Raw genomic sequence first — 16,030 nt, 5'->3', positions numbered from 1 at the left:
GACGCGGCAGGCACGCAGCGGCTTCACGCGGCACCAGACGCGGTGGGCACGCGGCCGATTCGCGCGGCACGAGATCCGGCGGGCACACAGCTGCCTCACGCGACACCAGACGCGGCATGCACGCGGCCGATTCGCGCGGCACGAGATCCGGTGGACACGCAGCGGCCTCACCCGACACCAGACGCGGCAGGCACACAGCGGCCTCACCCGGCACGAAATCAGGCGGGCACACACCCACATCACGCGGCACGCGATCCGGCGGGGACACGGCGGATTCGTGCGGGGAGGGGTGTGGTCGTGCGGGTGATCGTGGTCGGGTCGGGGCACAATGCGCTCGTCGCCGCCTGTTATCTCGCGCGGGACGGGCATGCGGTGGAGGTGCTGGAGCGGGATACCGTGATCGGCGGGGCGGTGTCCACCGTGGAGCGGTTTCCCGGACATCGGGTGGACCGCGGGTCGTCGGCGCACATCATGGTGCGCCACACCGGGATCATCGAGGAGCTCGAGCTGGAGCGGTTCGGGCTGCGCTATATCGACTGCGATCCCTGGGGTTTCGCGCCCGCGCCGCCCGGGGGCGGGCATGAGCCGCCGCTGATCTTCCATCGAGACGTGGACCGGACCTGCGCGTCCATCGCCGCGGCGTGCGGGGAACGAGATGCCGAGGCATACCGGCGATTCGTCCGGGTGTGGGGGCCGCGCAGCGCCCGCGTCATGCGGTCGTTCGCGGGCGCGCCCACCGGCGGGCGGCTGCTGCGCGCGTTCTGGGGCCTGGACGCCCGCGACGCCGCCGGGGCGACCGGGCGCGGTGACGGCGGCGCGCTCTCGCGGGAATTCCTGCAGACCGGAGACGCACTGCTGGACAGCCTCTTCGACAGTGAACGGCTGAAGGCCGCACTGGCCTGGTTCGGCGCACAGTCCGGGCCACCCATGTCCGAGCCCGGCACCGCGCCCATGGTGGGCTTCGCGGCGCTCATGCACACCCTGCCGCCCGGGCGGGCCGTCGGTGGCAGCGGCGCGCTCACCCGGGCCCTGGCCGATCGGCTGCGCGCCGACGGCGGCGTGCTGCGCACCGGCGACGCGGTCACCGCCCTCACCCGCGACGGTAGCGGCTGGTCGGTGCGCACGGCGGGCGGACGCGAACTGCGCGCCGACACGGTGGTCGCGGGCGCACACATCCTCACCACCCTGGACCTGTTGGAGCAGGGCGGTTTCGACGCCGCCCGGCTGGCCGACTGGCGACGCCGCATCCGGGTCGGCCCCGGCATCGGCATGGTGGTGCGTGCCGCCACCAGCGACCTGCCCCGCTATCCGGGCGCGGACACCGCCGAATCCGCGACCGGCCTGCAACTGCTGACCACCGACCGCCGCCACCTGCGCCGCGCCCACGGGGCCGCGCTCGCGGGCGACCTACCGCCGCGCCCGGTGGTGCTGGCCATGAGTTTCAGCGCCCTCGATCCGAGTATCGCGCCCGCCGGGGAGCACCAGCTCTCGCTGTGGGCGCAGTGGCATCCCTACGCGCTCGCCGACGGCAGCGACTGGAACGCACACGCCGACCGCGAGGCCGACCGCGTCATCGCCGAGGTCGAGGCGCACGCACCGAGTTTCGCGGACACCGTGCTGCGTCGCCACGTACAGACCCCCGCCGACCTGGAACGGGAGCTGGGCCTGCGCGGCGGCAACGTCATGCACGTGGAGATGTCCCTGGACCAGATGTTCGCCTGGCGCCCCCTTCCCGAACTCGCCGCCCACCGCGTCCCCGGCGCACCCGGCCTCTACCTCACCGGCGCGTCCACCCACCCCGGCGGCGGCGTCTCCGGAGCCAGCGGCCGCACCGTAGCCCAGCTCGTCCACCGCACCACCCGCCGCCGCTTGCACCGACCCCGCCCATGACCAGCGCCACCCCACTCCTCGCCGCCGCACCCCACGCCGTCGATCGTGCGAGGGGGAATTGGTGGCGGGGTGCTCTCGGGCGATGCCGCCACCAGTTCCCCGTGATCAATCGTCCAGCCGCGTGCGGAGGCGGAGCGGCGGGGGCGCTAGGCGAGGGGCGGGTAGGTCGGTGAGGGCGGCGCGGTGGCCGGTGGCGGTGGTTCCGGCGGTGTTGCTGGTGGCGGTGCAGATTCTGTATCCGCTGACGGCCGGGGTGGCGCGGGATCGGGTGATCGTGGCGGTGGTGTTGCTCTCCGCGGCAACGGCTGTGACGCATGCGGGGCGGACGCGGGGTGTCCGGTGGGCCGTCGGTGTGCTGGTGATCGTGTCCGGGGTGGGGTTGCTGGCCGAGATGGTGGGCACGGCAACGGGATTCCCGTTCGGCTGCTACGACTACGCGAGCGGGCGGATCGGGCCGTCGGTGGCGGGGGTGCCGCTGGTGGTGGCGCTGGCCTGGACCGGTGGCCTGTACCCGGTGTGGATCGTCGCGGGGCAGCTGTACTCGCGCACGGTGATGCGGGTGATGATGACGGCCGTGGGGGCGGTCGGCTGGGATCTGTTCCTGGATCCGCAGATGGTGGCGGACGGACAGTGGACCTGGTGCTCGCCCTGGCCCGGCCTGCCCGGACTCCCGGAGATTCCGCTGACGAACTACCTCGGCTGGTTCGCCGTCGGCCTGGTGATGGCCGGACTGCTGGCGGCCTGGGACCGAGCCGAACCGAAACCCCAGCGCGCCCGCACCTCCGCGCCGCCTCCCGTCTCACCACCTGCGACCACCACCGATACGCCGGACTCCGTCTGCATACCACTCAATTCCCCGTCCGATCAGCGCACCGCCTCGTCGCAGGCCGCCAGGCTCAGCGCGCCAGAGCCGACTACCTCCCCCGACGCCGGGAATAAAGGGGTGGCGGCACCGACCAGCCCCGCCACCGGGCAGCGGACGACCGAGTCACCAGCCACCTCCGCCGCCGGGCAGCGCACGACCGAGCCACCAGCCACCTCCGCCGCCGCACCTGACCCGGCCGTGTCACAGTTCCCTGGCCCTCGACCCGACGCGGCACAGGTGGCGGCGGTCCGATCCGGGGATGTGGCGGTGCCGGTGGCCGTATTCCTGTGGACCTGGCTGGGTTCGGCGCTGGCGCATGCGGTGTTTCTCGGGTTGCCGGTGTCGGCGGGCTACGGGGTGGTGGGGCTGGGGGTGTTGGGGATTCCGCTGGTGCGGGCGTTGTCCGCCCGTCGAATCACGCTGCGGCCGGTGCGTCATGGCACGATGTGAGCCGTGCAGCCGAGTCCGAAGACCGCCATCGCAGCCGACCCGCTCGAACCCGCGCCGACCGCGCGGCGACCGCGCCGTGCGGTCCGGGTGACCGCCGCCTTACTGTTCGCGGCGTTGCTGCTGCCGCTGCTCTCCGGCTGCCTGCGGGTGCAGGCGTCCATGGGTGTGTCGTCCAACGACCGCGTCTCGGGGCGGATCGTCGCCGCCGCCGTCCCGCAGAGCGAGGACGACAAGGGTCCGCAGCTGAAGGCGCCGGACGCGCTCACCGGCAAGGTGCGCGTCGAGTCCTATTCGCAGGACGGCTATGTCGGCAGCCAGGTGTACTTCGAGGACCTGACCTTCGGTGAGGTGCAGCAGCTCAGCGCGCTGTCCGATCAGACCCAGGGCATGTTCACCCTCGCCTTCAACCGCCTCGGCGACCTGGTCACTCTCACCGGCCGGGTCGATCTGGGGAGCCTGCCGCCGCACGGTTCGGATGTGCAGTTCACCGTGGCCTTCCCGGCCCGCGTCGGCACCACCAACGGCACCCGCGAGGGCGATTCGGTGGTCACCTGGAAGCTGCCCGCCGGTGATGTGTCCACCCTGCGCGCCGAGGTCGGCTACGCCGATCCCAATACCCGTTCCTTCGCGGGCTGGGCGGGCATCGTCGGCGGCATCACCCTGGCCGTGGCCGCCATCGTGGCGGTGCTGGCCTACATGAACCGCAACCCCGACGCCCCCGAATACGTCCGCGCCGCCCGCTGGATCCGCCCCGGCCGCGGCCCACGAACGCCCGCCGAGTAGAGGCGACCGGCCTTGCGCCGCAGCATCTTTCCCACACGCCACCGGGCTGTGCCTCCCACACGCGAGCGGGCTGCGCGCGGCATTCCCAAGAATGAGCGGCTTGTACGCGGCTCTCCCTCACGCGAGCCGTTCGCGGGCGGCTTTCCCGCGCGCGAGACGTTCGTGGGCGACTCCCCTGGGCGCAAGCGGTTCGTGCGCGGCATGCCCGCGCGCGAGCGGTTCGTGCGCGGCTTCCCCGCGCGCAAGCGGTTCGTGCGCGACTCCCCCGCGCGCAAGCGGTTCGTGCGCGACTCCCCCGCGCGCAAGCGGTTCGTGCGCGACTCCCCCGCGCGCAAGCGGTTCGTGCGCGACTCCCCCGCGCGCAAGCGGTTCGTGCGCGACTCCCCCGCGCGGCAGCGGCTTGTGCGCGGCTTCCCCACGCGACAGCGGGCTGTACGCGTCGGTGAGCGGTTCGTGCGGGTCGGGGCCGCCGTCGCGGTGGCCGGGGCCGCCATGGCGCTGGTCAATCGGCTCACCGTGCCGCGGCTGCGGGTGGGGCAGAGTGTGATCGAACCGGTCACGGTGTGCGTTCCGGCCCGTGACGAGGTTGATCGGGTGCCCGCGCTCATCGCGGATCTGCGTGCGCAGCAAGGAGTTCCGCGGCTGCGGGTGATCGTCCTGGACGACGCCTCCGCCGACGGCACGTACGAGGCGATCGCCGAGGCCATCGCCGGTGACGATCGATTCACGCTGGCGCGCAATCACTCCGAGCCGCGCGCGGGCTGGACCGGCAAGACGGCGGCGTGTGCCGCATTGGCCGAATTGGCCACGGCGACGGAGCCCACGGCGCTCGTCTTCCTGGATGCCGACGTCCGGCTGGCCCCCGGAGCGCTGGCCGCCGCGGTCACCGAATTGCGCCGCCGCCGTGCCGCACTGCTGTGCCCCTGGCCCGAGCAGCGCGCCGAATCCCCCGCCGAACTGCTGGTACAGCCGCTGCTGGCCTGGTCGTGGGCGGGTACGCTGCCCGTCGCGGTGGCCAACCGCACCCGCCGCCCGTCCATGGCGGTGGCCTGCGGCCAGTTCCTGGTCTTCGATACCGCCGCCTATCGGGAGATCGGCGGACATGCGGCGGTCGCGGCCGAGATCACCGAGGATCTGGCCATCGCCCGCGCCCTGCGCCGAGCGGGCCGCCGCACCGTACTGGCGGCCGCCGGAGGCCTGGCCGGCACCCGAATGTACCGCGACGCAGCCGAACTCGAATCCGGCTACACCCGCTGGCTGTGGTCGGCCTACGGCGGCCGCACCCGCAGCGCCGCCGTCGCGGGCCTCGCAGCCCTCGCCTACTGGGTGCCCCCGCTGGCCGCCGTCGCGGGCCGGGATCGACTGCGCCGCACCGGACTACTGGGCTACGCCGCCGCCGTCGCCGCCCGGCTGCTGGCCCGCGGCACCGAGCGCCACCGTACCCTGTCGGTCACCGATATCCTTGCGGCCCTGGCCCATCCGCTCTCCATCGCCGCCTACCTGCGCCTGTCCTACCGCTCCCACCGCGCCCACCGCGCGGGCACGCTGACCTGGAAGAGTCGCGACATCCACGGTTGACCGGCCGGACCGCGAGCACTCCCGCGCACGCTGCGCACACCAGCACTCACCCGCCGTACGGCGACCCCGTGCCGAGGTCAGGGCACCTCGGTTATGCCGACCGTGGGCAGGAAGAAGCAGGAGGCCGCGCCGTTGCGGACCACGCCGAAGATGGCCGCGAGCACGGTGCCGGAACCGGTTTCGACCGGGACGGCGCGGACGCCGCCGCGCGGCAGGGCGGCGAGGAAGAAGTCGGCGACCGCCCGTTCGACCATCGGGCGGAGTTCGGCCGGGACCTGCGGCGGGATCATGGAGCGCACCACCTGGGACATCGAACCCATGGGCGCGAAACCGGATCGGCCGGTATCGGCATTGAGCCACACCACCTGCATGCCGGAGGTGTCCGCACCGTCGGCGGCCAGGCCGTAGGGCACGAAGGCGAACATGGTCTGGCCCGCCTTCACGGCCGAGAGGTCGAGCCCGGGAATGTCTCTGGCGAATCTGGGCCACGGGCCGGGGATCGCTCCGGCCATCGCGGGAGCCAGGCCGAGGGTGGTGGAGTTCAGGCAGAACGGGGCGGCCGTCGGGTACAGGAACGGCTGCACCCCCAACTCTTCCAGGCGCTCGACGGATTGGCCGTAGGCGCTGAGCCAGTCGCCGGGCGCCGCCGCCTCCATGGCGCGGGCGATGGCCGTGCTCGCGTCCGACTCCGGCCCGCCCGGGCTCGGGGCGGCGGTCGCGGGGCCCGCGAGGACCGCGCAGGCGCTCAGGGCGCCCACCACTCGGACGAGGTTGTGAAACATCGGCATGTCTGTCTCCTCGGAGTCGCGGTCGAGGAGGGACATTACTCCCGTGACCAGTGCATTCCGGGCATTTCACCCGGCGCGGTCAGGCGCGAACCGGTGCGGGAGTGACCGTGTAGCCGAGGTTGGACAGCACCTCACCGGTGGCCTTGGCGAAGTTCAGCGTGATGAAGTGCAGGCAGGGCGCGCCCTCGTCGATGAGCCGCTGCGCCATCTCGGTGGCGATCTCGATACCGGCGGCGCGCACGGCCTCGCGATTCTCCTCGGGACCGTCCCCCGCGGCCTTGCGCAGGCGTTCCATCACCGCGGCGGGCAGCGGGCGGCCGGACAGTTCCTCGGCGCGCTGCACGGTGCGCAGCGAGGTGATCGGCATGAGTTCCGGAATGATCGGCTTGGCACCCTGCTCCGGATCGGCCGCCACCGCCCGATCGCGCAGCCGCAGATAGTGCTCGACGTCGAAGAACATCTGAGTGATCGAATACTCCGCGCCCGCACGCAGTTTCGCCAACAGGAAGCGGGTGTCGGAGTCCAGGTCGACCGAACGCGGATGTCCCTGCGGGAAGGAGGCGACGCCCACGTGGAAGTCGCCGAGCTCGCGCACCATGCGCACCAGCTCCTCGGCGTACTCGACGCCGTCGGGATGCTTCACCCACTCCCCGAGCGGATCGCCCGGCGGATCGCCGCGCAGCACCAGCAGGTTGCGAATGCCGCAGTCCGCGTACGCGCCGACGATGGAGCGCAATTCGGCGACACTGTGGTCGACGGCCGTCAGATGCGCCACGGTGAGCAGCGTCGTCTCCCGCGCCAGCTGCCCCGTCACCCGAATGGTGCGATCGCGGGTGGACCCGCCCGCACCGTAGGTCATGGATACGAAGGCCGGATGCAGCCGCTCGAACTCCCGCGCCGCCCGCCACAGCCGTGCCTCCCCGGCGGCGTCACGTGGCGGATTGAACTCCACCGAGAACGGAATCGACCCGTCCGGCCGGGGCCCGAGGTGCTGCACAACCGATGGAGTTCCGGAAACCTGCAGCGTGCGGGAAACTCGGCCAGGGGTCGAAGCTCCCCGTACATCGTCGAAACTCACGGCCCCAGTGTAGGGGGCGCGACACCCGCACCCGACCGCCACCCGCACCACCTCGATCGTCGCGACCCGCACAGACACCCCGGCCTGTCCGAGAAACGAGACGACTGTCTCACCTACCGGACACGCCTGCCATACGAACCAGTCGGCATTCAGACCGGCACCGGCACCGGGCAGACCGCCGCGCGGGTCGACGGCTGTCCCACCACGGACGGGCGCTCTCCCGCTGGGTACAGTCGAGCCCGAACGTCCCTCGCGGACGAACCGCGGTCGCGGCGGCGGCGAACCACTGTTGCCAGCGCGGCATCCGAGCACGAATCTCAGGAGGTCCCCCGTGTCCGCCGGACCCGGTACGCCGACCCGTCACCCGGCCCTTCCGGCAGCGGGCTCGGGGTCGCTGGTCGCAGCCGTCGAGGAGCGACTCACCGACTTCTTCGCCAGCCGCGCGCCACTCGTGGAACCCCTCGGCCCGGTTTTCGTGGACGCGGCGCGCGCCCTGGCGGATTTCGTGCTGCGCGGCGGTAAGCGCACCCGGCCCGCGTTCGCCTGGACCGGCTGGCTCGGGGCGGGCGGACGCGCCGACGATCCGGCCGCGGCGGCGGTGCTCACCGCCTGCTCGGCGCTGGAACTGGTGCAGGCATGCGCCCTCATCCACGACGACATCATCGACTCCTCCCGTACCCGGCGCGGCTTCCCGACCGTGCACGTCGACTACGAGCAGCGGCACCGCGACGCCGGGTGGGCCGGGGATGCCGACCACTACGGCACCAGCGTCGCCATCCTGATCGGTGACCTCGCGCTGGCCTGGGCCGACGACATGACCCACGAGGCCGGGCTGGACGCCGCCGCCCGCGCCCGTTTCGCGCCGGTGTGGGCGGCCATGCGCACCGAGGTGCTCGGCGGACAGCTGCTCGATATCCACGGCGAGTCCGCGGGGGACGAATCCGTGGCGGCGGCGCTGCGGATCAACCGCTACAAGACCGCCGCCTACACCATCGAACGGCCGCTGCACATGGGCGCCGCACTCGCCGACGCCGATCCGGAACTCATCGCGGCCTACCGCGAGTTCGGCACCGACATCGGCATCGCCTTCCAGCTGCGCGACGACCTGCTGGGGGTCTTCGGCGATCCGGCGATCACCGGTAAACCCTCCGGCGACGACCTACGCGAGGGCAAGCGCACCGTCCTCGTCGCCGAGGCCCTGACCCGCGCCGATGCCACCGATCCGGCCGCGGCGCGACTGCTGCGCGAGAGCCTCGGCGCGGATCTCGACGCCGACCGGGTGGCGCGGCTGCGCACCGTCATCACCGATCTCGGCGCGGTGGACGCGGTGGAACGACGCATCACCGATCTCACCGACCGCGGTCTCACCGCCCTCGACGACAGCACCGCCACCGCCGAAGCCAAAGCCCATCTACGGAAGATGGCGCAGGCCGCGACGGCGCGCGCCTACTGAATCACACGGAGCGGTGGAATGAGAACTGTTGCGGGACCGACCGATCGGGTCGTGGTGGTGGGCGCGGGACTGGCCGGACTGGCCGCCGCCCTGCACCTGACCGGGTCCGGACGACAGGTGACGCTGCTGGAGCGGGCCGATCACCCGGGCGGGCGGGTCGGCCGCTATCGCGGCCCGGACTACGAGATCGATTCCGGCGCAACCATTCTCACCCTGCCCGAACTCGTCGACCAGGCGCTCGCGGCGGTCGGGCACACCCGGGAGTCGGTCGGGCTGCGCATTCTCGACGTGTCCCCCGCCTACCGCGCACGCTTCGCCGACGACACCGTCATCGCCGTCCACGCCGATCCGGACGCCATGGCCGCCGAGATCACCCGTGTGCGCGGCACCGCCGCCGCCCAGCGCTACCGGCGACTACGCGACTGGCTGCACCGGGTCTACCGGGCCGAGTTCGGCCCCTTCATGGACACCAATTTCGACTCCCCACTGGATATGGTCCGCATCCCCGAGAAGCGCACGGCGCTGGCCGAACTGGTGCGCATCGGCGCGTTCGGCCGCCTCGGCCCCCGGGTGCGGCGCATGCTGGGCGATGAGCAGCTCAGTCGCCTGTTCAGCTTCCAGGCCCTGTTCGCGGGAATGGCCCCCGCCCGGGCCCTCGCCGTCTACGGCGCGATCCCGTACATGGACACCTGCCTGGGCGTGTACTACCCGGAGGGCGGGATGCGCGCCATCGCCGACGCCCTGGCCCGCGCCTTCACCGCGGCGGGCGGCACCCTCGCGGTGAACACCGAGGTCACCGGCATCGATTATCACGGCCGCCGGGCCCGGGCCGTCCGTCTCGCCGACGGCAGCACCCTGCCCTGTGATGCCGTGGTGCTCACCGCCGACCTCGGCGATCTGGACCGTTTCGGCGTGCGCCGCCGCCGCTGGCTGCGCGCCTCCCCGTCGGCGGTCGTCGCGCACGGCACCATTCCGGCGCGGGAGACCGAATCCTGGCCGGTGCGGGCGCATCACACCATCGATTTCGGCCGGGCCTGGGACGACACCTTCACCGAGATCGCCGCCCGACCGGGCCGTGGCGCGCTCATGAGCGATCCGTCGCTGCTGCTCACCCGGCCGGCGCTCACCGATCCGACCCTCTACCTCGACCGCGCGGGCACCCGGTACGAACCGCTGTCGCTGCTGGCACCCTGCCCCAATCTCGATGCGGCGCCGCTGGACTGGGACCGATTGGGTCCGGCCTATCTGCGCGAACTCCTGATCACTCTGGAAGCGCGCGGCTACCAAGGGATTTCCGAGCACTTCCGCATCGACCACGTCGACACTCCGCGCACCTGGCTGGAGCGGGGCATGGTGGCGGGCACGCCGTTCTCGGCGGCGCACCTGTTCCGCCAGACCGGCCCCTTCCGCACCAGCAACCTGGTGCGCGGCCGCGACAATGTCGTTCTCGCAGGCTGCGGCACCACCCCGGGCGTCGGCGTGCCGACCGTTCTGCTCTCCGGACGACTCGCCGCGGCGCGCATCACGGGTGATGTGCGACATGCCCGGACCGGAACCGGCCGCACCGACGCGGTGGCCCCGTCGCCGACGCACTAGACTGGCCCGCGTCCAGAATCCGATGCGGTCACCAGACCGCCGACCTTTCCGGGGGGAATGACCGCCAATGCCGACCCCCGACACGGACGCCGCCACCGCACCGGACGCCTCCGGCGACAGTGTGGCGACCCCAGGGCCGACGACAGCGGCCACCGGCACAGCGATTTCGGGACAGAGCATGGTGAGCATCGGACACGATATCGGCACGGGGACCGACGGCGAGGCCGCCGCGCGCCGCCGCTGGGCCTACGTCGCGGACTTCATCCGCAGCCCGGAGGGCCGGGCGGCGCTGCTCGGCTTCTTCGGCGCGGTCATGATCACCTTCGGCGGGTTCGGAGCGGGCAGTGTGCGCCGCCGCGACCCGCTGCTGGAGGCCGCGCACCTGTCCTGGCTGCGCTTCGGGCACGGCTACTACCTGTCCACGCTGTTCGTGTGGATCGGCGTGCTCGCCATGATCACCGCCTGGGTGCGGCTCGGGCGGATCACCATCGGCACCGTGCGCGGTCCGGCGGTGACCCTGAACGAACTGCGCGCCATCGTCGGCATCTGGATCTTCCCGCTGCTGTTCGCGGTGCCGATGTTCAGCCGCGACGCCTACTCGTATCTGGCGCAGGGCGCGCTGCTGCGCGACGGCTTCGACCCCTATCAGGTCGGTCCGGTGGTCAATCCCGGTGTGCTGCTGGACAATGTCTCCAATGTGTGGACGCTGACCACCGCGCCCTACGGCCCGATCTTCCTGCTGCTCGGTGACGGCATCACCTCCATCACCGGTGACAATGTGGTGGCCGGGACCATCGCGCTGCGGCTGGTCATGCTGCCCGGGCTGGCGCTCATGCTGTGGGCGGTGCCGCATCTGACCAAGCATCTGGGCGGCAAGCCCACCACGGCGCTGTGGCTGGCGGTGCTCAACCCGCTGGTGCTCATCCATCTCATCGGCGGCGTGCACAACGAGATGCTGATGGTCGGGCTGATGGCCGCGGCCATCGCGCTGGTGCTGGAGAAGCACCATGTCGCCGGATTCGTGGTGCTGGCCATCGGTGTGGCCATCAAGGCCACCGCGGGGGTGGCGCTGCCGTTCCTGGTGTGGATCTGGATGATCCACGAGCGCGACCGGCGGGCCGAGTTGGCGCGTGCGCAGGGCTCGGACGACGAGGGGGAACTGCCGCATCCGGTGCTCATGTTCGCCAAGATCGCCGGACTCGGCGTCTCGGTGTTCGCGGCGGTCTTCGTGGCCGCCTCGGCGCTGGCCGGGGTCGGTATCGGCTGGCTGACGGCGCTGTCCGGCTCGAAGAAGATCATCAACTGGCTGTCCGCGCCGACCATCATGGCGCACATGGTCACCTGGGTGTCGCCGCTGCGGCTGGAATCGGTGCTGTCGGTGACGCGCATGCTGTGCGCGGTCGCGCTGGTGGTGGGGCTGGTGTGGACGTGGTGGCGGTTCCGGCACAGTGAGCGCGAGGCCGTCTTCGGCATCTGCATCGCGTTCGTGGCCATCGTGATCCTCTCGCCCGCGGCGCTGCCCTGGTACTACTCGTGGCCGCTGGCGCTGGCCGCCGGATTCGCGCTGTCCACCCGGACGCTGCAGTGGCTGGTCGGGCTGTGCACCTGGCTGATGCTGGTGTTCAACCCCGACGGTTCGATCGGGCTCTACAACTGGCTGCATGTCGCGGCGGCCACCTTCGCCGCCGTGGTGGCGGCGCTGGCGCTGCGCACCGTGGATCCGTTGCGGCTGAGCACCGAGCACACGCGCTCACGGACCGAGCCGCCCGCCGCGGCGGGCGCGGCCACGGCCATGGCCGCCCCGGCGTCGGGGTCCTCGGCGGCGGGTGTGTCATCGGCCGCCGCGGCGGCGGGTTCGTCGGCCACCGCGTCGTCGGCGCACACGCAGTGAGCTCATCGGCCGAACTGACGCGCGCCTACCGGGACTGCCGTCGGATCGCCGCCGCCCACGGCCGTACCTACTTCCTGGCCACGCGGCTGCTCTCGCCGGAGCAGCGCCCCGCCGTGCACGCGCTGTACGCGTTCGCCCGGCTGGTCGACGATATCGTCGACCACACCAGCGGCCGTGACCATGCGAAATCCAGTGCGGCGCACCTGGATGACATCGAGCGCGACCTCCGCACCCGCCTCCGCCGACTGTCCGGCGACGACGCGATCACCGCCGCAGCCGCCGACGAAGCGACGATGCCGGGCGGCGAACCCACCGTCGCCTCGATAATCCGGACCGTAGCGGCCTCCGCCGACACCGAGGCGCGAGATCCGCGGTCCCGCGTCCTGGCCGCCGTGGCCGACACCATTCACCGCTACGCCATCGCGCCGGAACACTTCTGGGTCTTCCTCGATTCCATGCGCATGGACGTCCCCGGCAGCCCGCTGTTCCGCGACCGCTATCCGTCCATGGCCGCCCTGCGCGAATACATGGCCGGTTCGGCCGCCGCCATCGGCCTGCAACTGCTGCCCGTCCTCGGCACCGTGGTTCCCACCGCCGCTGCGGAACCGGCCGCCGCAGCCCTCGGGGAGGCCTTCCAGCTCACCAACTTCCTCCGCGATGTCGGCGAGGACCTCGACCGCGGCCGCGTCTACCTGCCCGCCGACGAACTCACCGCCTTCGGCGTGCACGACGACCTGCTGCGCCACTGCCGCGCCACCGGCCGCACCGACCCGCGGGTGCGCCGGGCCCTGGCCCACCTCATCGCCACCAACCGCGCCGTCTACCGCACCGCCACCCCCGGCATAGATCTGCTGCGGCCCCGGGTGCGCCCTGCCATCCGCACCGCCGCCGCCCTCTACGCGGGCATCCTCGACGAAATCGAACGCCACGACTACGAGATCTTCACCCGCCGCGCCACGGTCCCCCGCCACCGCCGCCTCCGGGTCGCCGCCCGCGAGTTCGCCACCGCACGGCACGCGACGCGCGCGACTGACCGGCTCGGCCTCCGGCGTGTCGTCGCCGGAGGCGGGATTGTCTCGGCTCGGTAGTCTCGGCTCAGAACGGATCGGCGGCCGCGCGGCGAATGACCTCGCGGGCCAGCGGGCCGTGCAGGGCGTCGATGGGACGGCCGGGCAGGGAGTCGTCCTCGGTGTAGATCCACTCGAGGATTTCCTCGTCGGTGTACTTGGCGTCGCGCATGACGGTGATCAGACCGGTCAGGTGTTTGGCGACGGCGCCGGTGGAGTCGAAGAAGTCCTTCGGAATACCGGCGACCCCGTCGCGGCGCACCGCGATGAGCTGGTGGTCGCGCAGCATCTGATGCACCCGGGTGACGACCATGCCGAGCTGGTCCGCCACATCGGGCAGCGGGATCAGGGTGACCGAAGCCGGGAGGACGTCGTCGCTGCAAGGGAAGGCACTCACCCGCACAACGGTAGTCCGTCGCGGCGGTAACGTCGCATCACACCCCGTCCAGACTACGATCGGGTGAGTCGTACGGGTCCCCGTAGGGAAATATCGGGAAGGGCAACACTTGATCGGCCAGATCCTGGAAGGGCGCTACCGCATCGATGCGCCGATCGCGCGTGGCGGTATGTCAATGGTGTTCCGAGGTGAGGACACCCGTCTGGACCGCCCGGTCGCGATCAAGGTGATGGATCCCAAATTCGCCGCCGACCCCCAGTTCCTCACCCGTTTCGAACTCGAGGCGCGCGCGGTCGCCAAGCTCAAGCACCCGGCCCTGGTGGCCGTCTACGACCAGGGTGTGGACGGCGACCACCCGTTCCTCATCATGGAATTGGTCGAGGGCGGCACCCTGCGCGAACTGCTGCGCGAACGCGGCCCCATGCCCCCGCACGCGGTGCGCGCCGTGATCGAACCGGTCATGCAGGCCATCGGCGTGGCGCACTCCTCCGGGCTGGTGCACCGCGACATCAAACCGGAGAATGTGCTCATCTCCGACTCCGGCGAGGTCAAGATCGCCGATTTCGGTCTGGTGCGGGCGGTGGCCGCCGCCAATATCACCTCGGCCAGCGTCATTCTCGGCACCGCCGCCTACCTCTCCCCCGAACAGGTCACCAGCGGCCACGCCGACGCGCGCAGCGACGTCTACGCCGCGGGCGTGCTCATCTTCGAAATGCTCACCGGGCGCACCCCGTTCACCGGCGACAACTCGCTGTCCATCGCCTTGCAGCGGGTGGAGAACGACGTCCCCAGCCCGAGCCACCACATCTCCGGCGTCCCACCGGAATTCGACGAGCTGGTCGCGCACGCCACCGCCCGCGAACCCGCGCACCGCTTCGCCGACGGCAACGAGATGGCCGCCGAGATCCGCCGCATCGCCCAGGTGCTGCAACTGCCCGCCTACCGGGTGCCCGCACCGCAGGAGTCCGCGGAACACCTCAGCGCCCGCTACCGCGTCGGCCCCACCCCGGCACCGGCCGCACCGGCCGAATCCCGTTCGCGCCCGGCCCCCGTCGGTGCCGCCGATATGACGACGCGGCTTCCGGCCGAGCCGCCGACCACGCGGGTGCCGCAGGCGGCCGCACCGCCCGCCCACCAGCACACCCGGGTGATGACGGCGGCCCGGGAGCTACCTCCGGACTACGCGCAGTCGGCCGCGCACGCCCCACCGCCCACCCTGCCCCCGCACGGCGATCAACCGCCGCGCAACGGCTACCTGGCCGATCGCGGCAGATCCCGCCGCACCGCCGTGCTGTGGCTCGGCGCGGTGGTGGTGCTGGCCCTGCTGCTCGGCATCGGCGGCTGGTGGCTGGGCGTGGGCCGCTACGAAGCGGTTCCGGCCATCGCGGGAATGGACCGCGAACGCGCCGTCGCCACCCTCCAGGCCGCCGGTTTCGACACCGAGGTGAGAGACAAGGCGTCCGACACGATTCCGATGGGCAATGTGGTCGGCACCGATCCGTCCGCCGGAACCAAGGTGGTCAAGGGTTCCACGGTGGCGGTGCTCATCTCCAGCGGCAAACCCAAGGTGCCCGATATCCGACCGGGCCAGGACGTGCAGAGCGTCAAGCAGGCGATCAGAGATGCCGGACTGACTCCGGTGGATGCCGGGGAGGTCTCCAGTACGGCGGCGGAGGGCACGGTCGCCAAGGTGGATCCGGACCCCGGCACGATTCTGCCGATGGGCGCGGACGTGAAGGTGTACACGAGCAAGGGTTCCGCCCCGGTCGAGCTCCCGAATGTGCGGGGCAAGACCGAGGAGGAGGCGAGAGCCGCGCTGGACGCGGTCGGCATCGAGGTCACCGGCACCAGGGTCGAATTCGACTCCAAGGTCAAGGCCGGTGAGGTGGCCGGGACCGATCCGGCCGCCGGCACCACCATCGACTCCAGTCAGGGCGTGGTCCTGCTCATCTCCAATGCCGTGGAGGTGCCGGGTCTGCTCGGTTCCAGCGTCGGCGACGCCCGCGCGAAGCTCGAGGCCCTCGGCCTGGGCGTATCGGTGCGGCAGCTCGCCCCGAGTGATTCCTCGATCGTCATCTCGCAGAGCAGCGTGCCCGGCGCGAAGGTCGAACCGGGTTCCACCATCACCCTCGTCGCCTTGCCCTGATAATTCGATTGCGGTGCAGACGCGTGTGGCCCGTGCCGATCGGCACGG

Annotated in this window: 12 protein-coding genes; 9 read left to right on the top strand and 3 right to left on the bottom strand. The window is 71.8% G+C overall.

The genetic code is table 11. The annotated features are described in order from the left end of the window. Positions 1-297 precede the first annotated feature (297 nt). The 4 genes from FOH10_RS08375 to FOH10_RS08355 all read left to right on the top strand — a co-directional run bounded on the left by FOH10_RS08375 (position 298) and on the right by FOH10_RS08355 (position 5,566). Positions 298-1,890 carry a phytoene desaturase family protein gene (locus FOH10_RS08375; protein ID WP_143983940.1) on the top strand — a complete coding sequence of 531 codons (1,593 nt, stop codon included), beginning with the start codon at positions 298-300 and terminating at the stop codon, positions 1,888-1,890. 190 nt (positions 1,891-2,080) lie between these two features. Continuing rightward, positions 2,081-3,205, top strand: coding sequence for a carotenoid biosynthesis protein (locus FOH10_RS35495; protein ID WP_244961791.1), 1,125 nt, complete (start codon positions 2,081-2,083; stop codon positions 3,203-3,205). A gap of 27 nt (positions 3,206-3,232) precedes the next feature. Beyond that, the gene (locus FOH10_RS08360; protein WP_063832089.1) at positions 3,233-3,988 is read left to right on the top strand and encodes an LppM family (lipo)protein; all 756 of its coding nucleotides are present in this window, start codon (positions 3,233-3,235) and stop codon (positions 3,986-3,988) included. 492 nt (positions 3,989-4,480) lie between these two features. Next, a complete protein-coding gene (locus FOH10_RS08355; RefSeq protein ID WP_143980296.1) occupies positions 4,481-5,566 on the top strand; it encodes a glycosyltransferase family 2 protein in 1,086 nt (361 codons plus the stop codon). 77 nt (positions 5,567-5,643) lie between these two features. Here the strand turns inward: FOH10_RS08355 and FOH10_RS08350 are convergent, their stop codons facing one another. After that, positions 5,644-6,354 (bottom strand): hypothetical protein, encoded by a 711-nt coding sequence (locus tag FOH10_RS08350; RefSeq protein ID WP_143980295.1) that lies wholly within the window; start codon positions 6,352-6,354, stop codon positions 5,644-5,646. A gap of 79 nt (positions 6,355-6,433) precedes the next feature. Further along, positions 6,434-7,378: a methylenetetrahydrofolate reductase gene (locus tag FOH10_RS08345; RefSeq protein ID WP_228807976.1), complete on the bottom strand. Its 945-nt coding sequence runs from the start codon at positions 7,376-7,378 to the stop codon at positions 6,434-6,436. 385 nt (positions 7,379-7,763) lie between these two features. Here FOH10_RS08345 and FOH10_RS08340 point away from each other — a divergent pair, with 385 nt between their 5' ends. The 4 genes from FOH10_RS08340 (at position 7,764) to FOH10_RS08325 (ending at position 13,460) form a co-directional block, all read left to right on the top strand. After that, on the top strand, positions 7,764-8,885 hold the full coding sequence (locus FOH10_RS08340) for a polyprenyl synthetase family protein (RefSeq protein WP_244961790.1): 1,122 nt from the start codon (positions 7,764-7,766) through the stop codon (positions 8,883-8,885). A gap of 18 nt (positions 8,886-8,903) precedes the next feature. Continuing rightward, a complete protein-coding gene (crtI, locus tag FOH10_RS08335; protein WP_143980294.1) occupies positions 8,904-10,481 on the top strand; it encodes a phytoene desaturase family protein in 1,578 nt (525 codons plus the stop codon). 178 nt (positions 10,482-10,659) lie between these two features. Next, a complete protein-coding gene (locus FOH10_RS08330; RefSeq protein WP_143983938.1) occupies positions 10,660-12,372 on the top strand; it encodes an alpha-(1->6)-mannopyranosyltransferase A in 1,713 nt (570 codons plus the stop codon). After that, a complete protein-coding gene (locus tag FOH10_RS08325; RefSeq protein WP_143980293.1) occupies positions 12,369-13,460 on the top strand; it encodes a phytoene/squalene synthase family protein in 1,092 nt (363 codons plus the stop codon). The genes FOH10_RS08330 and FOH10_RS08325 overlap by 4 nt, the downstream gene beginning before the upstream one ends. Before the next feature lie 7 nt (positions 13,461-13,467). Here FOH10_RS08325 and FOH10_RS08320 read toward each other — a convergent pair whose 3' ends face one another. Then, positions 13,468-13,836 carry an Rv2175c family DNA-binding protein gene (locus FOH10_RS08320; RefSeq protein ID WP_143980292.1) on the bottom strand — a complete coding sequence of 123 codons (369 nt, stop codon included), beginning with the start codon at positions 13,834-13,836 and terminating at the stop codon, positions 13,468-13,470. Between the two features lie 109 nt (positions 13,837-13,945). Between FOH10_RS08320 and pknB the strand changes: the two genes are divergently transcribed. Next, positions 13,946-15,982: a Stk1 family PASTA domain-containing Ser/Thr kinase gene (gene pknB, locus FOH10_RS08315; protein WP_143980291.1), complete on the top strand. Its 2,037-nt coding sequence runs from the start codon at positions 13,946-13,948 to the stop codon at positions 15,980-15,982. The last annotated feature ends 48 nt before the right edge of the window (positions 15,983-16,030 follow it).

It is taken from the genome of Nocardia otitidiscaviarum (assembly GCF_007362295.1).
Classification (GTDB): domain Bacteria; phylum Actinomycetota; class Actinomycetes; order Mycobacteriales; family Mycobacteriaceae; genus Nocardia; species Nocardia otitidiscaviarum.
The sequence above is the reverse complement of the archived record's forward strand: the minus strand, read 5'-3'. Positions and strand labels throughout refer to the sequence as shown.